A 14,432-nucleotide genomic window follows, 5' to 3' on the forward strand; every position below is an offset into this window, starting at 1 on the left:
AAATCGCGCGGATCAGTTCACCATGCCCAGGCGTTTAACTGACCATGCGTTTAACTGACCATACCCAGCTCTTTGCGCTGACACGCAAAGAGCTGCTCACAGCCGGCTTCGGCCATGTCCATCATCGCGTTGAGTTCACTGCGCGAGAACGACTTCTGCTCGGCGGTGCCCTGCACCTCGATGATGCCGCCATCGGCGGTCATGACCACGTTCATGTCGGTCTCGGCGCGCGAGTCCTCGGCGTAGTCCAGATCCGTCACCGCCTGACCCTTGTAGATGCCGACCGATACCGCGCTGACCAGCTGCTTGAGCGGATCGGTAGTGATCTGCTTGTTGCGCTGCAGCGACTGAAGCGCATCGACCAGCGCCACGCAGCCACCGGTAATGGCGGCGGTGCGCGTGCCGCCATCGGCCTGGAGCACATCGCAGTCGATGGTGATGGTGAACTCGCCGAGCTTTTTCAGATCCACCGCCGCACGCAGGCTGCGTCCGATCAGGCGCTGAATCTCGATGGTGCGCCCGCCCTGCTTGCCACGCGCCGCTTCCCGGCCGCTGCGGGTATGGGTCGCGCGCGGCAGCATGCCGTACTCGGCGGTGATCCAGCCCTGACCCTTGCCGCGCAGCCAGCGCGGCACGCCGGCTTCCACGCTTGCCGTGCACAGCACCTGGGTATCGCCAAAGGCGACCAGCACCGAGCCTTCGGCGTGCTTCGTGTAGCCGCGGGTCAGGGTAATTTCACGGGTTGCCTCGGGGGCACGTCCACTGGGTCGCATGACACTCTCTCTACTGGTAAAAATGAAAACCACAAACCAAAAGGCGGCCGGGCATCTTACACGCCCGCCTGCGCAATGAACGAATCGTTTAGACTCACCCTTTATCCACTTCACGCAAGGATGACCCATGGCACGCAGCATGACCGCCTTCACCCGCCAGACGCTGGATGCCGAGTGGGGCAGCCTTGCGTTGGAACTGCGCTCGGTCAATCAGCGCTATCTCGATCTGCACTTTCGCCTGCCCGAAGCACTGCGTGATCTCGAAGCGCCATTTCGCGACAGCCTGCGCGGGGCACTGTCGCGCGGCAAGATCGAGTGCTCGCTGCGCTTTGAGCGCGCCCGGGGCAGCGGTGACGGCCTCGACATCAACGTCGACCACCTTGAAGTGCTGATGGAAACCCTCACCCGCCTGCGCCGCCATGCGCCGGAAGCCTCGATGCCGAGTCTGCTGGAACTGCTGGATCATCCGGGCATCTCCCGCGGCGGTGAGATCGACATGGACGCCGTGCGCGCCGCCGCGCTCAAGCTGATGTCGCAGGCCCTGGATGACCTGAACGCCGGCCGCGAGCGCGAAGGCGAGCAGCTCTGCGCGCTGATCCGTGAGCGCCTGGCGGGCATCCGCACCCAGGTGGAGGAAGTCCGCGCTCACCTGCCGGCAGTGCTGGAGCGCCAGCGCCGCCAGATTCTGGAACGCCTGGAGACCGTCAAGGCCGAGCTTGACCCCAACCGGCTGGAAGCGGAAATGGCACTGATGGCGCAAAAGGCCGACGTCGCCGAGGAGCTTGACCGGCTTGAAACGCACGTCGGTGAGGTCGAGCGTCAGCTCAATCAAAAGGGCCCGATCGGACGCCGGCTGGATTTTCTGATGCAGGAGCTCAACCGCGAGGCCAACACGCTCTCCTCCAAGGCCGCGGTGACCGACACCACCCGCTGTGCGGTGGAGCTCAAGGTGCTGATCGAGCAGATGCGCGAGCAGATTCAAAATATCGAGTAGGGTCCATTAAAAGCCACAACAATACTTAGACCCATTGTTTTTAAAGTATTTTTATCGACAACCAGTCCGCTGACGTCTATCAACATCTGTCAAAATCCACATCCTTTTGGGTAGTAAAGTGGGGAGTAAATTCGTTGCCTCCCCACTTTTTGCCGTTTATCATCGAAAGTACTCCCCACCGTTTGCCGATTCTGTAACGTTCACAGTGAGTTAGCTACCTGCCCCTTAAAGGGAGCAGGCATAGGCAAACGCTCTGCTTTGGCAGGGCTAAATCGTTCGGGGATCCGGAGAGACCAATCTCCATCCGTTTTCACCCAGAAGAGAAAAGAGCCATGGGAAGCCTCAATGCCAGAAAGGTGCAGGCCCTTATCAAGGGGGAAGAAGCCGGGCGTTACAGCGACGGTGACGGCCTGTACCTCATGGTGCCGCAAAAGGGCGCGCCATACTGGATGTTGAGGTACACGCTATCGGGTAAACGCCGGGAGATGACGCTGGGCAAACATGCTCATCTCTCTCTTGCAGAAGCCCGAGTCCGAGCTCAGGACCATCAGAAGCTGGTTCAGGATGGCGTTGACCCCATTGAAGCACGCAAGCAGGAACAGCAGGTTTCGATAAGAACCGTCGACGACCTGTTTGCAGACTGGTATCCGGATCTTGAGAAGCGTCTCAAACATCCCAGAATCCCCTACCGTATTTATCACAAGGAAGTGGCCCCCAGTCTCGGCAAACGCGAGCTGGATACCGTGACGCCCATGGAAGTAAGGGGCATCATCAGGAAAGTGGCGCAAAGCGGCCGACCAACGATCGCCAACGATACATTGATGTATCTAAAGCAGTTGTTTAACCACGCCATCAAGCTGGGGCTTGTCACCTACAACCCGGCGACGGCATTCAACGTCAATGACGCCGGCGGCGTGGAAAAAAGCCGCAGCCGAGCCCTGACCCAAGACGAGATCAATACGGCTTTCACCGTGTTTCGAGAAAACAACGCAAGCTTTAGTAGAGAGAATTATCTCGCCTGCGCGCTCCTGCTGGTACTGGGAACAAGAAAGACCGAGTTGACCGAAGCTAGATGGAAAGAATTCGATCTGACCAACAGCCACTGGACGCTGCCCGGAGAGCGCAGCAAGTCCGGCATCGGAATCAGAATCCCACTCCCTCCTCAGACCATTGATTGGCTGGAGGAGCTCAAGATACGGGCCTGCGGCTCGGAGTTCGTGTTTCCCAGCCGCCGCGGTAACAGCTCGCCCCACATGGGAAAGGACACGCTGAACCGCGCTATCGCTAAATTGTTCGGCAACGAACCCGGCAAGAAGCAACAGCCAGAGAACCGAATGGGAGATCTGGAGCCCTTCACCGTGCACGATCTACGTCGTACCTGTCGGAGCTTGCTGGCCTCCACGGGCACGCCTGCACATGTGGCGGAGCGCTGCCTGAATCACAAGATCAAAGGCGTTGAAGGCATCTATGACCGGTACGATTATTTCCAGGAGCGGAAAGAAGCGATGGTTAAGGTCGCCGATTTTATTTCAGAAGCAATTAAATAGAGCGCTATCTCTTTTTCAAAAAGAGATAGCAAACTTGTCTTACACGCACTTGGTTAATCAGAAGTGTTAAACGTTTGAGATATAAAACTGTAAAGGTTAAAAGCCTTCCTTATGAGCTTTTTTAATCAACCTTTCAAGAGTCTGATAAATATTTTCATGCCTACGATCTGCCATTAAATCCAGCATCTTCTTGGAGTCTTTGTCTATATAGACGTTTAAAGGACTTCTTCCTACCTGCTTATTTCTATAAACCTTTTGATCCCAGGCTTTTTTAAATCTTGAAGAAAAAAGTTTTTTTGTATCCACCCCAACATCCCAGCAATCAAGAACAGCATAAATAGCACCATACATAGCAGAAGGCTTTATAGGTTTAAAAAACCCGCTCTCTTCAAAGTTCCTTTTCGTATACTCCCATGCCCACTCACACTGTTCATCATCCTTTTTATTAAGCCAAGCAAAATTTAATCTATCTTGATATCTTTCTGTCCATATAGCCTCCAAGCTCGACATCAAATTTTTTTTCGCTGACTTTCCCCAAACCTGTAAGTCGTAAAATTTTTTAATATCTTGAAGATTGTTTTCATAATTAGTAGGCTTGCCTGTAATAACAAGATTTTCAAATGTATCGTTTTCGGAGTAATGCCTATTTTTAAATAATCCTTCAGGTTCTAAAAACTGAACAAGATCTGTCTCAGTAGATTTCCTCAAGTATAACCAAGCAAAGTTGCAAGCTCGCTTATCCGATGTCATCCAGTCGAACTCCGACTGCTCCAACATTTCTTGATCTCTTCTTATCAACAAACCATCGATATATGCTTGTCTAGGCTGATAATCTAAAGAAGAGATAAAGCTCTCAATCGATGCAGCATTAGGTTCAACAACATTTTCAAATTTATCCTTGTTTATTATGTTTGCATAAAATTCAAAGGACCTTTTATTAGAAACATGCAAAAAAACTGATAAAGGAACATTCTTGTGGGCGACCATCCTTACCTCCTCGAGCCTTGGAACTACGTAACTTTTACGTAGAACTATCGGGAGATTTTCAAAAAACTTTAGGGTAGTTACCAAGGTATTTTTATAGGATTTTTGAGGTGAAATTTCAACGAGGGTTACGAAAATTCAAGCACTTACGCGAGCCAAAATGCTTATAAACGGCTATTCATTGCTTTGTACCTATTGCAAAAACCTAGTACAGGCATGCCAGTCATCGGAAATTGGCATTCTCAGAACAAGCAAGAACCTTAAACCAAGCATCAATTTTTTAACAGTCAGCATGAGCATTGTTAGATATAGCCATACCAATTCAAAGAAACCTCTTCAATTTCAGGGCTTTTAAAGGTCAATCACCTAAGAATAGAACTGCATCTAAAATTTAAAGTAGTTTTTTACATACAACACACATCTCATGAGACGAATATGGAGCTTCGTAATCATGAGACTTCTCAAATTGAAAGACGTCATGTTTTTGACCGGGCTGGCGCGTTCTACCGTTTACAAATACATAGCGATGGGCACCTTTCCTAAACCGGTATCCTTGGGCGAGCGGAACGTTGCCTGGGTGGAAGATGAGATTAATAACTGGATCGAATCAAAGATAAAAGAAAGAGATGAGGCGGCTACTGCAGCATGAGGCCTTTGAAACTATTTTTGTAACATCGCTTTTTGCCCCTACATATCAAAACAATTTTTGATTAGCCGCAGCCACGGCTCACAAATCTATAAAACACAACAGCAACACTTCTTACGGTTACCTATCCAACCAGCTTCAGCAGTTAAAACTGAATTGGCCTCTGCGGTAAAATATTTCCCAACACTTGAAAACAATTGAACTTACGCAAGGCATTTCAAAAAAAAGAAATGTTTTGCAGGCGACCACGACAGCCCTCACAGAGAGCTGTCGTGGTATTCGTATGCTGCTGGAAGAGTGTGATGCTCAGGGTCGGGTGCTTGGCCAAGTTCGAGACACCGTTGCAAATCGCATTATTGGTGAAGCAATTATTTACTTCCAAGCTATAAAAAACGAAAATAGCCAAATTAATTAATCAAGCTGCTATAACCTGCAATATACGTTTTTCCAACTCGTCATAGAACGCTTCAACACGTTCGGCAATGGTCTTGATCATTTCCTCATCTCGATAAGCACGTTTAACGAACAGCGGCATTCCGGGCCAGTAGCTGACAAAGTCGATCCATTCTCTCTCGCTGACCCAGAGCCCACCCTGACATTGCGCCATATGTTCCTGTGGCAGCTCATCTGCAATCAGCAGCTCGATCTGGTATTTGGGCAGTTTGGTCTTTATCTCGATGAGCCCATCGCCACTTACCAGGCTATCCGGTGAGTATCCGGCGCCATGGTTGAGAATGATCCCGACCTGCTCCAGATGAGTATTGCCGGTAGCATCGCTATAGAGTTCTCGCGCTATGGTCTCCAGCGCGTGCCCGCGCTGGGTATGGGCATTGCCCGAGAAAGTATCCGCTGACTCTCCGGTAATACGCTCACCAATTAGCTGATGCATATAGCTCAGGGCACCGGCTCCGAAACTACCTGGCCCCTTGCCATTTACCAGTAACGTCTTGAGCTCAGACATGGTGACGATGCCCAGCCTCGCGGCATGCCACTCGGCTGTTCCCTGTTCATAGTTGAGTATCTGCATCGTGCGCTCCTGAAAATGTGATGGCATAAACGGCGAGGGCGTTACCCCTCGCGCACGTCGCCATGCGGTGGCTGTTGTGGCTGGGCGCGCTTTTGCAGCGACGCACGCAGCTTGTCGAAATGACTTTGAGGCACCTGCTCGGCATCGCCATACCGGCCGATGAACCACTCCTGTGTGGTCGTGGGACACTTGGCGATCAGTTGCCGGAGCTGTCCGGCCTGGAAGGATGTGATCCGCTTGATGGGCGTGGCAGCATGACCATTGTCATCCTGCCCCCGCGTGGTGATGTTGAGCAGCGCGCAGAGCACGTAGCGTTTGCCATAGCTGGTTGAAGAGCCAAAGGCCTGCACGGCGTTCTTGTTGCCACTCACGTCGGCAGGCAGCAGCATGCTGGTCTCTTCCCGATGCCCGTCCCGATGCATCAGCACCCCGGTCACCTGAATGCCGCGCTCCTGCGTCTGAATGCGAAAGCTCACGGCAAAGCCGTGGCACTGCAGGATGGGTCGTACCGTATCGACGATATCTTCCAGCGTGGCGTAGTGACCGTTATTGCCCTTGCCCCGCTCGACAATACTGGGCAGCTCGGTCTGCATGGCCGCCATGGCACTGCTGTAGGCCATCAGGGATTGCCGATCGAGAACACGCTCCTGCATCTGCAGCAGACGTTCCATCTTGTCGATGTCCACGTCAGGATTGAGCGCTGCCCGCTCTATCACCTGAATGATGGCGGTGCTGTCGCTGCTGGGTTCAGGTGGATGCCTGGTGACGTTGTCCTGCCGTGTAATTGACTGCGTCATGAGCTTTTCTCCGGAAGGTATTCATTGATGACGTTCTGCAGATCCTTTTCTGTCACTGGCTCAAGCGTCATGGACGCGCGGTAAAAGCAGCCCTTGGCGCAGATAAGGGTGTCGGCCTGCGTTTCGCTCTGCTCCAGCATCAGGCGCGACAGATCGGTCAGCGCGATAGAAATGGATAGAGGGATATCGGTATTCATCGAGACGCTCCTTGCGACGATAAAAAGCCCGACCAGAAAACTGGTCGGGCTTTATGCGATTGAGTGGTGAACAACAGGCTTGGTGGTCAGGCAATCAGCTCAAGAGCACTATCCAGTGCCCGATGCTTCAGGTTGGCGCCCTGGCCGAACCAGGCCGAGTCCATGCGGGTATCGTTACTGCGGGCACGCTTCTCATGATCGACATACTCGGTCACAGCGTTGAGCAGCCCCCAGGCCGTGTCCTTGGCCGTTGAGAAGTGAGATCCCCGTCCTTCCCCGTGATAGAGCTGCTGCATCCGGTTCATGGCACGGCTGGGCTTTCCGGCCGGCGTGCCCAATGGCGCGTCGGTGTTGTTGAGCACGGTCTGGAAATAACGGGTGGCCTCGTCATGGCTGATCCTGCGTTCAGCCAGTGCCTTCATGCGGTACATGAAGTCATCCCACTGCGATACCGAAATGCCCAGCTGCTGCTTGACCCGCTGCGGATTGAACTCGGTGCTATGAGGCACCCGAACCATCTGGGAAGCACCTTCGACGGCCATGCTCAGCGTGTTGTTGCAGACCACCCGCACGGAAGTGGGGGTAGCAACCGTAGCCAGCGTTCCATCACACGACGTGGCCAGCAGCAGATAGCCCCGGACCTCATCCGTGTTCTTGAGCGACGTGCTCAGACCACTGCGGGCCAGTGCCCAGAACTTGCGACCGCCCTTTAGGACGCCGGCCGTCTCAAGTTCGTACCCCGCGTATTCGGTCAGGTCACGATAGAACTCCAGTACCTGCTGTGGTTGCACCACCTTATAGCGCTGTGACACCACCGACAGCGGCGTCTGGGTATCCGAGCGGAACAGCACCTTCTGCTCGGGGAAAGAGTGGATGCTGCCCAGATGAGAGGAAGAATCGGCGATAAACCGCACCGGCGTCTCTTCGATGTGCCAGTTCATGCCGGCCTGTTGCTGCCAGACCTCCAGTGGCTGATGGGGAGACAGCTGCTGCCCCAGCCCATGCCAGGGCGTATCGCCAACGTACGCCATCTGCTCGACTTGATGTGCCATGAGGAAACTCCTTGCTGATATTGATGTAGACGGCATAAGGGCCCGCCATCGGTTGATGGCGGGCCCTTTGAATGAAAAAGATGGGAATGAATCAATGTCTCTGGGGGAGACAGCTATTACGCGGATTGGGTACGGAAGGTATGGCCGCAGTCGCAGCATTCGAGGTTGTCGAGCACGCGCTCATCGAGTTCGCTGCCAAAACGGGCACCGGCCACCCCACCGGCAGCACCACCTGCCAGGGCACCGAATACGGCGCCGGTCAGACCGCCTACAGCAATGCCTACGGGCCCTGCAAAGGCTCCTGCCATCGCACCGGCCTGTGACCCACTCCACGCCCCGGCAGCACCACCAGCGGAACCCGCCACGATACCGACGCTGCCGCAGACACTGCGGCCCTGGTGGCGATCAACAATGTGAGGTGAATTACAGCGTGGACAACTGAATTTCATGAATACCTCCTGATTGCAAAAATCAGCTATTGAGCAAGCCAATGCTTCCCAGCTTCAGGAAGGTAATACAGGTCTGAAATATTTTTGAATGAAGCCAAGCCTCATCAATACTCTCCACCTTGAAGCACGCAGCAGATCATCTCGGTTTTCAAATGGGCAAGCACAAGACACCATCCAGGAAATGTAATTCTTAACATCGCCACGATATGTAATGAAGTGAAGTGGCGATCATTTCGTCATTAATTCTTGTCCTGTTGGAAACGGAATTTCTTGATAATGCGTCCATGACTCGTTTCGCCGGTTCTACCTTACATTTCTATGTTAAGGGATAGAGCTGGCCTGATGCATTCACGTGCACTACTGACGGGGAAGTATTATAGAGTTCCATGAATCATTAATAGACTTCACAAGTGAAGTCTATCTTGAATATCCACAGAGCAGGTCCAGGTGCTCCATATCCCTTCTGACTTAATACAAGCTTCTGATATAAAACAAGAGATACGGAATGAACTCCAAGCTGTTCTAACAAGCAGCAATGGTTAACTCACTGATACTCTTGATGCTGTTACTCAACAGGAGTTCATCCATCCTTGGGCCTCTCTCCAACAATCAAAGAACTTCGCTTCAAGTCCATTAATCTTGTTCGCGAGTATAACCAATGTTCCCAAGCTTTCCCCTACGCCATCCTGACAACGACAAACTGCGTCTTTTCTACGAAGAGACCTATTGTGGTTACGCTGTCATGCAGCATGAAAAAGGGCCGCTAATTGAAAACTTCCTGGAAAGGAGCCTCTTCACGCTCAATCTTGCCCGAGAGACGAACCGAACTACCTTTGCCTTTCGAGTAGATTTGCACTTTCCTGATGCCATGCCAAGATCACGTATGCATGATGATAACGTTGTTCTGGCAAGGTTCTTTCGCTTCTTCTTTTACGAGTTGAGAAAAGCGAATACCAAGTATCCTCCAACACCACGCTATCTGTGGGCCCGAGAACAAGCCTCTAGCAATAAACCCCACTACCATCTAATGCTTTTGTTCAACAAGGATGCTTTCGACAGCATAGGCAAATTTGCACCAGACTATGACGGCATTTACTCACGTCAGAACATCTACCATCGCATAATGCGTTCTTGGCTGAAAGCAATGGGCTTTGATGCTGACGACCCGCGCTTTGGACAGTTGGTCAATGTAAGCAAAGACCCCGTAACTAAGGTTCCTTGGTCAAACATCCTGCATCTTGACGATTGGTACGCAATGGATGAAGCAATGTTCATGGCCAGCTACCTTTGCAAAGCGTATAGCAAACCTTTCAATCAAGGGATTCACGTCTTCGATTCGAGTCGTCGCTGAGCATAAGGCCCGTCTCTGGCGGGCCCTTTCATTACCTTCCTGAAGAAGTTAGAAAGCTACTGTACTCGCCATGGCATGCGCGTGATCATTCCCCGGCGGCGTATGCACAGGCGTCTGCGTCGGGGACTGCTATGTCAGTTTGCCAGATCCGCAATACCGTCAGCGCAATGTGGTGAAGCGCCCCAGTGAAAGCGTTATACTTTATTCAAGCAAAAATCCAGCCCAGCTTCGGCATTTTTTCACGACCACACCCGGTAACTTATGGCCACGGCAGAGCAAATCAAAGCATTGTTGAGGAGCCACGCTGATCACGATGATCAGCGGTTCTACTCTATTGCTTTGCAAGTTGCGGCCAAAGAGGCCCGCAAAGGTCACCATAAGCTGGCAAACGAGCTCAAGGAAACGATTGAGCGCTCACAGAAGGCATCCAAAAGCCCTGCCGTTGTACCTTCCAATCCAACTCCTCTCGCCCAACACCCTAAAGGTGAATTGAAAGGGCTCCTCGAGCTGACGCACTCTACCTCTCGCAAAAATGAGCTGGTGCTGTCGAGTGAGGTAAGCGAGCGGTTGGATAAGGTACTACTGGAGCAGCGGCAAAAAAGTCGCCTGTCTCAGTTCGGTCTTTCCCCACGGCGTAAGCTGTTATTTACTGGCTCTCCGGGCACGGGTAAAACCCTGTCGGCAGCTGTATTGGCCTCAGAGCTGAAGCTTCCGCTATACACCATCGTGTTGGATAACTTGATCACCCGCTTTATGGGCGAGACCGCCGCCAAGCTTCGATTGATTTTTGATCACATCAAGCAAACGCGGGCGGTGTATCTGTTTGACGAGTTTGACGCGATCGGCACTCAGCGAGGGGCGACAAACGACGTCGGTGAGATACGCCGCGTGTTGAACTCGTTTCTCATGTTTGTCGAACAGGACTCCTCTGAAAGCATCCTTTTGGCGGCAACCAATCATCCAGAACTGTTGGACAAAGCGCTCTACCGACGCTTTGACGACATTATTCAGTTTGAAAAACCCGGGCAGGCGCAAATCAAGCAGCTCATTGAAAATCGTCTCTCAGCATTTGAGACCGGGCGCCTGAACTGGGATGAAATCACTCAGACTGCATGCGGGCTAAGCTCAGCAGACGTCACCCGAGCCTGTGAGGATGCTGCCAAAGAAGCGGTTTTACACCATGATGCCAACATCACCACTGGAATAATTATCAAGGCCGTGCAACGCCGACAAAATGGAAAGCATTAAGGGGGCTTCATGGCGAATCAGAAACCGCATCTACTGTTAAGCGGTATCGGCCGCAATGAAGATTTTCAGTCCCGTAATCAAGCGAGAGGTTCCGGAGTTCCCCTCAGGGATCGTCATACACACGGTATCGCTTTAAAGCAACAGTACACCGATGCACTCGCCAGGCATCAGGCTCGCCAATCTGAGCCACCGATTCCTATTACTGAAGAAACGGGCATTTATGTTGAAATCGTAGGATTTGCGGATGCCGAGCTTCCACTCGATAAGCTTGATAATCGTGCTTTTGAGCTTCGATCGTGTCGCAAAGTGGATGGACGGGAAATAGCAACGGTATTTATTCCCGACCCCAAGAGAGACGCTTTCCAAAAGAAGGTTCATGAGTATCTTAATAAGGATAGAGCGAAGGGAAAGCCTGCCAATCAAGCCCTTATCGACAGCATCGCTGAGATCAAGCTGGCAGACCTGCGTTCCTTCTGGACAGACGCTCAAGAGCTTTTCCCGGAACCAGCAGATCAGTCTGTATGGTGGGAACTGTGGCTGAAAAAGCGGGCGACAGATCTATCTGCCAAAGAAGTGGCCGAGCAGCTTGCCGAACGGCTCAACGCTGAGCTGAGCAGCACCTCACTTAGCTTCTTCGATAGTTTCGTTATTCTCATCAAAGCGTCCGCTAAGCAACTTGAGTCGGCCCCAGAGCTTATTGCCAACCTTGAAGAGCTGCGCCGCGCCAAGCAGACCCCGAATGCATTTATCGCCATGCCCGCCAAAGAGCAACACGAGTGGGCCAATGAGTTAGCCGAAAGAATCCGAGTAGATGAAAGCACTACCACGGCTATCACGGTGCTGGATACAGGGGTCAATTACTACCATCCAGTATTACGCCAGGTGACTACACAGCAGTTGGCACAAGCGTGGGAACCCAGCTGGCCTCTCTATGATAACTACCAACCTACCTACTCCCTTGCGTCTTATAATGATCACGGCTCCAGGCAAGCGGGGTTGGCAGCTTTGGGAGAGCTGGATAAATCGTTACTCGCTACCCATGAGATTTGGCTCGCTTATCGAATTGAGTCTGGCCGCATACTGCCTCCAGCTGGCCAGAACGACCCTGAACTTTACGGGGCTATCACCGTAGGCACCGCAGCAAAGCTTGAAATTAATAACCCCGAATTTTCCCGCGTTTATTCTTTGGCGATTACCTCGCCTGCTGACTCAATCAGTGGGCAGCCTTCATCCTGGTCTGCTGAAATTGATCAGTTTGCCTTCGGCCTGGAAGACGATCTACAGCGGCTGTTTGTAATTTCTGCTGGTAACAACCATACATTATGCGCAACGGTGGATTACTGGGATCAGGTGCACCTCGCAGACATCGAGGACCCAGCACAGGCATGGAACGCCTTGACCGTTGGTGCCTATACAGAAAAAACAATCAATGACGACCCAAGCTTTGCAGGCTGGGCACCCTTTGCGCACCCCGGAGATATCGCCCCTGCAAGCCGCTCATCGGTAAATTGGGGCTGGAAACAACAAGCGCCTTATAAACCGGACGTCGTCGCTGAGGGCGGTAATCGTTTGCTGTCACCTGACGGTACTGAAGTATCAGACGCTGATGTCGTATCGCTACTAACCACGTCAGGCAGAACCAGCGGGCTGTTATTCGAGATGACCAAGGATACCAGCGCCGCCTGCGCCCTAGTGTCCAGGCAGTCTGCGCTGCTAATGACGGAATACCCTGATTACTGGCCTGAAACAATACGTGGGTTAATTGTTCATTCAGCGGAGTGGACGCCCAGGATGTGGCAACGCTTTGGGTTGTTGCAAAAGAGTCAATCGCCCTCGAATGCTGCCAAGACGATGCTGCGATGCGTGGGATACGGTGTGCCGAGTCTGGCTCGAGCCAGATATAGCGCCAATCATGCACTGACACTGATCATTCAGGATACCCTTCAGCCCTTCATTAAATCGGCGGACAAGGCTTCTGGCGATCCCAGACTGAACGAGATGCAGCTTTATCAGTTGCCTTGGCCTGTTGAAGAGTTGCGCAAACTGCCGCCAGAGCTGGACATCAAACTGCGCGTAACGCTTTCGTACTTTATTGAGCCTAACCCTGGCCGCAGAGGCTATCGCCAGCGCTACAGCTATCAATCCCACGGATTACGTTTTAATGTCATTCGTCCCGGCCAGACCCTGGAAAACTTCCGTGCTGCCATCAATCGTGTGGCCAACGACGCTACCGAGGACTATCAAGGGGTCGAAGGTGATGGAAGTGGTTGGCTGTTGGGATCCCGGATTAGAACCCGAGGTTCTTTGCACTCGGATACTTGGACAGGTCCAGCAGCGGATCTAGCCGATATGCATGCACTGGTGGTGTATCCCGTAGGCGGGTGGTGGAAATACCGTGCAGGTGAGGAGCGCTGGCAGAACCGTGTACGTTTTAGCTTGATTGTTAGCATCGACGTGCCGGATAGCGAGGTGGATATCTACTCAGAGGTTGAGAGCTTGATTGAAACCGACATCTCAGTGGAAACCTAGGTTCTGTCTGAAAAGTCGGCTCTCATGCAACGCTTGATACGGTCCAGTGTCACCATGGCCCTGAAGCTGCTGGCCAGCTTGTCATTACGGGTGTTCAACCGACGTCTTTCCTTTAACCAGCCGAATAGTCGCTCCACTACGTTGCGTTGACGGTATTTCGGTCGATCAAACTGATGTGACAGGGCCGGCCGTGGACGCCTGTGCATACGGCGCCGCGGGATGATCGGACGCATACCGTAACGTACGCAGTAGTGTAGTAGTGCATCGCTGTCGTAGCCCTTGTCCGCTACGATATAGCGCCTACGTTTGCAAAGACGGCCCGCACGCCCCGGCAATCGAACCTTTTTCAATAGCCCGGTCAATTGTATCAAGTCGGCTCGCTGACCTGCTGATAAAGAGAAGGCGATTGGAAATCCACGGCTATCGCACAGCAGGTGCATTTTCGTGGTCAGCCCGCCCCGGCTGCGACCGAGCGCGTGGTTGGACGGTTCTATCGATCCCCCTTTTTAACAGCACCACTGGCCGACCGGGTCGCTCTTATGGATGTTGAATCCACCATCCATGTATTGATGTTCATATAACACCGTCTTCTCGCAGACGGAGATGCAGGCACGTCAGAATCCGGTCAAAAGTACCGTCATCACGCCAATGTCGAAAGCGCTGATAAACGGTCTTCCATGGACCGTAGCGCTTAGGGAGATCACGCACTGCGCTCCTGAGCAGAGAATTCAGAAAATGCCATTGAGCATTTGGCGATCATTTCGGCAAGAGCATTCCATGGTCTGCTGTGGAGAAACAGTATCCTCGATCACCTACCAGCGCTGATCGGAAAGCTCGT

Annotated in this window: 14 protein-coding genes and 1 pseudogene; 7 read left to right on the forward strand and 8 right to left on the reverse strand. The window is 52.5% G+C overall.

Annotated features, from left to right (window positions below):
- Window positions 1-50: 50 nt before the first annotated feature.
- Complete coding sequence (rph, locus tag C8D72_RS08840) at window positions 51-773, reverse strand: ribonuclease PH (protein ID WP_115854043.1); 723 nt, start codon at window positions 771-773, stop codon at window positions 51-53.
- Window positions 774-900: 127 nt separating this feature from the next.
- On the opposite strand from rph, the gene C8D72_RS08845 reads away from it, so the two are divergent.
- Both C8D72_RS08845 and C8D72_RS08850 read left to right on the forward strand, forming a co-directional pair.
- Window positions 901-1,767 carry a YicC/YloC family endoribonuclease gene (locus C8D72_RS08845; protein ID WP_115854044.1) on the forward strand — a complete coding sequence of 289 codons (867 nt, stop codon included), beginning with the start codon at window positions 901-903 and terminating at the stop codon, window positions 1,765-1,767.
- A 332-nt stretch (window positions 1,768-2,099) separates the two neighbouring features.
- A complete protein-coding gene (locus C8D72_RS08850) occupies window positions 2,100-3,314 on the forward strand; it encodes a tyrosine-type recombinase/integrase (RefSeq protein WP_115854045.1) in 1,215 nt (404 codons plus the stop codon).
- 96 nt (window positions 3,315-3,410) lie between these two features.
- Here C8D72_RS08850 and C8D72_RS08855 read toward each other — a convergent pair whose 3' ends face one another.
- Complete coding sequence (locus C8D72_RS08855; RefSeq protein ID WP_115854046.1) at window positions 3,411-4,301, reverse strand: hypothetical protein; 891 nt, start codon at window positions 4,299-4,301, stop codon at window positions 3,411-3,413.
- A 448-nt stretch (window positions 4,302-4,749) separates the two neighbouring features.
- Here C8D72_RS08855 and C8D72_RS08860 point away from each other — a divergent pair, with 448 nt between their 5' ends.
- Entirely contained in the window at window positions 4,750-4,947 is a 198-nt protein-coding gene (locus tag C8D72_RS08860) for a helix-turn-helix transcriptional regulator (protein ID WP_115854047.1), read from the forward strand.
- 184 nt (window positions 4,948-5,131) lie between these two features.
- The gene (locus tag C8D72_RS17360) at window positions 5,132-5,359 is read left to right on the forward strand and encodes a hypothetical protein (protein WP_147301521.1); all 228 of its coding nucleotides are present in this window, start codon (window positions 5,132-5,134) and stop codon (window positions 5,357-5,359) included.
- Here the strand turns inward: C8D72_RS17360 and C8D72_RS08865 are convergent, their stop codons facing one another.
- From C8D72_RS08865 to C8D72_RS08885, 5 genes are all read right to left on the reverse strand, one after another.
- Window positions 5,360-5,971, reverse strand: a complete 612-nt coding sequence (locus C8D72_RS08865) for a lambda exonuclease family protein (RefSeq protein WP_115854048.1) — start codon at window positions 5,969-5,971, stop codon at window positions 5,360-5,362. It lies immediately after the preceding gene.
- 41 nt (window positions 5,972-6,012) lie between these two features.
- On the reverse strand, window positions 6,013-6,768 hold the full coding sequence (locus C8D72_RS08870; protein WP_115854049.1) for an ERF family protein: 756 nt from the start codon (window positions 6,766-6,768) through the stop codon (window positions 6,013-6,015).
- The gene (locus tag C8D72_RS08875; RefSeq protein ID WP_115854050.1) at window positions 6,765-6,965 is read right to left on the reverse strand and encodes a hypothetical protein; all 201 of its coding nucleotides are present in this window, start codon (window positions 6,963-6,965) and stop codon (window positions 6,765-6,767) included. Before C8D72_RS08875 ends, C8D72_RS08870 begins: the two co-directional genes overlap by 4 nt.
- 86 nt (window positions 6,966-7,051) lie before the next feature.
- The gene (locus tag C8D72_RS08880) at window positions 7,052-8,017 is read right to left on the reverse strand and encodes a DUF932 domain-containing protein (protein ID WP_115854051.1); all 966 of its coding nucleotides are present in this window, start codon (window positions 8,015-8,017) and stop codon (window positions 7,052-7,054) included.
- 116 nt (window positions 8,018-8,133) lie between these two features.
- A complete protein-coding gene (locus C8D72_RS08885; RefSeq protein WP_115854052.1) occupies window positions 8,134-8,466 on the reverse strand; it encodes a hypothetical protein in 333 nt (110 codons plus the stop codon).
- Between the two features lie 658 nt (window positions 8,467-9,124).
- On the opposite strand from C8D72_RS08885, the gene C8D72_RS08890 reads away from it, so the two are divergent.
- From C8D72_RS08890 to C8D72_RS08900, 3 genes are all read left to right on the forward strand, one after another.
- Window positions 9,125-9,817: a YagK/YfjJ domain-containing protein gene (locus C8D72_RS08890; protein ID WP_115854053.1), complete on the forward strand. Its 693-nt coding sequence runs from the start codon at window positions 9,125-9,127 to the stop codon at window positions 9,815-9,817.
- A 261-nt stretch (window positions 9,818-10,078) separates the two neighbouring features.
- Window positions 10,079-11,065, forward strand: coding sequence for an AAA family ATPase (locus C8D72_RS08895; protein ID WP_115854054.1), 987 nt, complete (start codon window positions 10,079-10,081; stop codon window positions 11,063-11,065).
- Between the two features lie 9 nt (window positions 11,066-11,074).
- On the forward strand, window positions 11,075-13,594 hold the full coding sequence (locus C8D72_RS08900; protein WP_115854055.1) for a S8 family peptidase: 2,520 nt from the start codon (window positions 11,075-11,077) through the stop codon (window positions 13,592-13,594).
- On the opposite strand, the pseudogene C8D72_RS08905 reads toward C8D72_RS08900, so the two are convergent.
- Window positions 13,591-14,406: pseudogene (locus tag C8D72_RS08905) on the reverse strand (IS5 family transposase). The gene C8D72_RS08900 and the pseudogene C8D72_RS08905 overlap by 4 nt on opposite strands.
- Window positions 14,407-14,432: the final 26 nt, after the last annotated feature.

The organism is Kushneria indalinina DSM 14324, from assembly GCF_003385845.1.
GTDB classification, from domain to species: domain Bacteria; phylum Pseudomonadota; class Gammaproteobacteria; order Pseudomonadales; family Halomonadaceae; genus Kushneria; species Kushneria indalinina.

Excerpts from the sequence above, each read along its gene's own strand:
- C8D72_RS08895 (WP_115854054.1), top strand. The coding sequence starts at position 10,079 with ATGGCCACGGCAGAGCAAATCAAAGCATTGTTGAGGAGCCACGCTGAT.
- C8D72_RS08865 (WP_115854048.1), bottom strand. The coding sequence starts at position 5,971 with ATGCAGATACTCAACTATGAACAGGGAACAGCCGAGTGGCATGCCGCG.
- C8D72_RS08850 (WP_115854045.1), top strand. The coding sequence starts at position 2,100 with ATGGGAAGCCTCAATGCCAGAAAGGTGCAGGCCCTTATCAAGGGGGAA.
- C8D72_RS08885 (WP_115854052.1), bottom strand. The coding sequence starts at position 8,466 with ATGAAATTCAGTTGTCCACGCTGTAATTCACCTCACATTGTTGATCGC.
- rph (WP_115854043.1), bottom strand. The coding sequence starts at position 773 with ATGCGACCCAGTGGACGTGCCCCCGAGGCAACCCGTGAAATTACCCTG.
- C8D72_RS08855 (WP_115854046.1), bottom strand. The coding sequence starts at position 4,301 with ATGGTCGCCCACAAGAATGTTCCTTTATCAGTTTTTTTGCATGTTTCT.
- C8D72_RS08860 (WP_115854047.1), top strand. The coding sequence starts at position 4,750 with ATGAGACTTCTCAAATTGAAAGACGTCATGTTTTTGACCGGGCTGGCG.
- C8D72_RS08900 (WP_115854055.1), top strand. The coding sequence starts at position 11,075 with ATGGCGAATCAGAAACCGCATCTACTGTTAAGCGGTATCGGCCGCAAT.
- C8D72_RS08845 (WP_115854044.1), top strand. The coding sequence starts at position 901 with ATGGCACGCAGCATGACCGCCTTCACCCGCCAGACGCTGGATGCCGAG.
- C8D72_RS08890 (WP_115854053.1), top strand. The coding sequence starts at position 9,125 with ATGTTCCCAAGCTTTCCCCTACGCCATCCTGACAACGACAAACTGCGT.
- C8D72_RS08870 (WP_115854049.1), bottom strand. The coding sequence starts at position 6,768 with ATGACGCAGTCAATTACACGGCAGGACAACGTCACCAGGCATCCACCT.
- C8D72_RS08875 (WP_115854050.1), bottom strand. The coding sequence starts at position 6,965 with ATGAATACCGATATCCCTCTATCCATTTCTATCGCGCTGACCGATCTG.
- C8D72_RS08880 (WP_115854051.1), bottom strand. The coding sequence starts at position 8,017 with ATGGCACATCAAGTCGAGCAGATGGCGTACGTTGGCGATACGCCCTGG.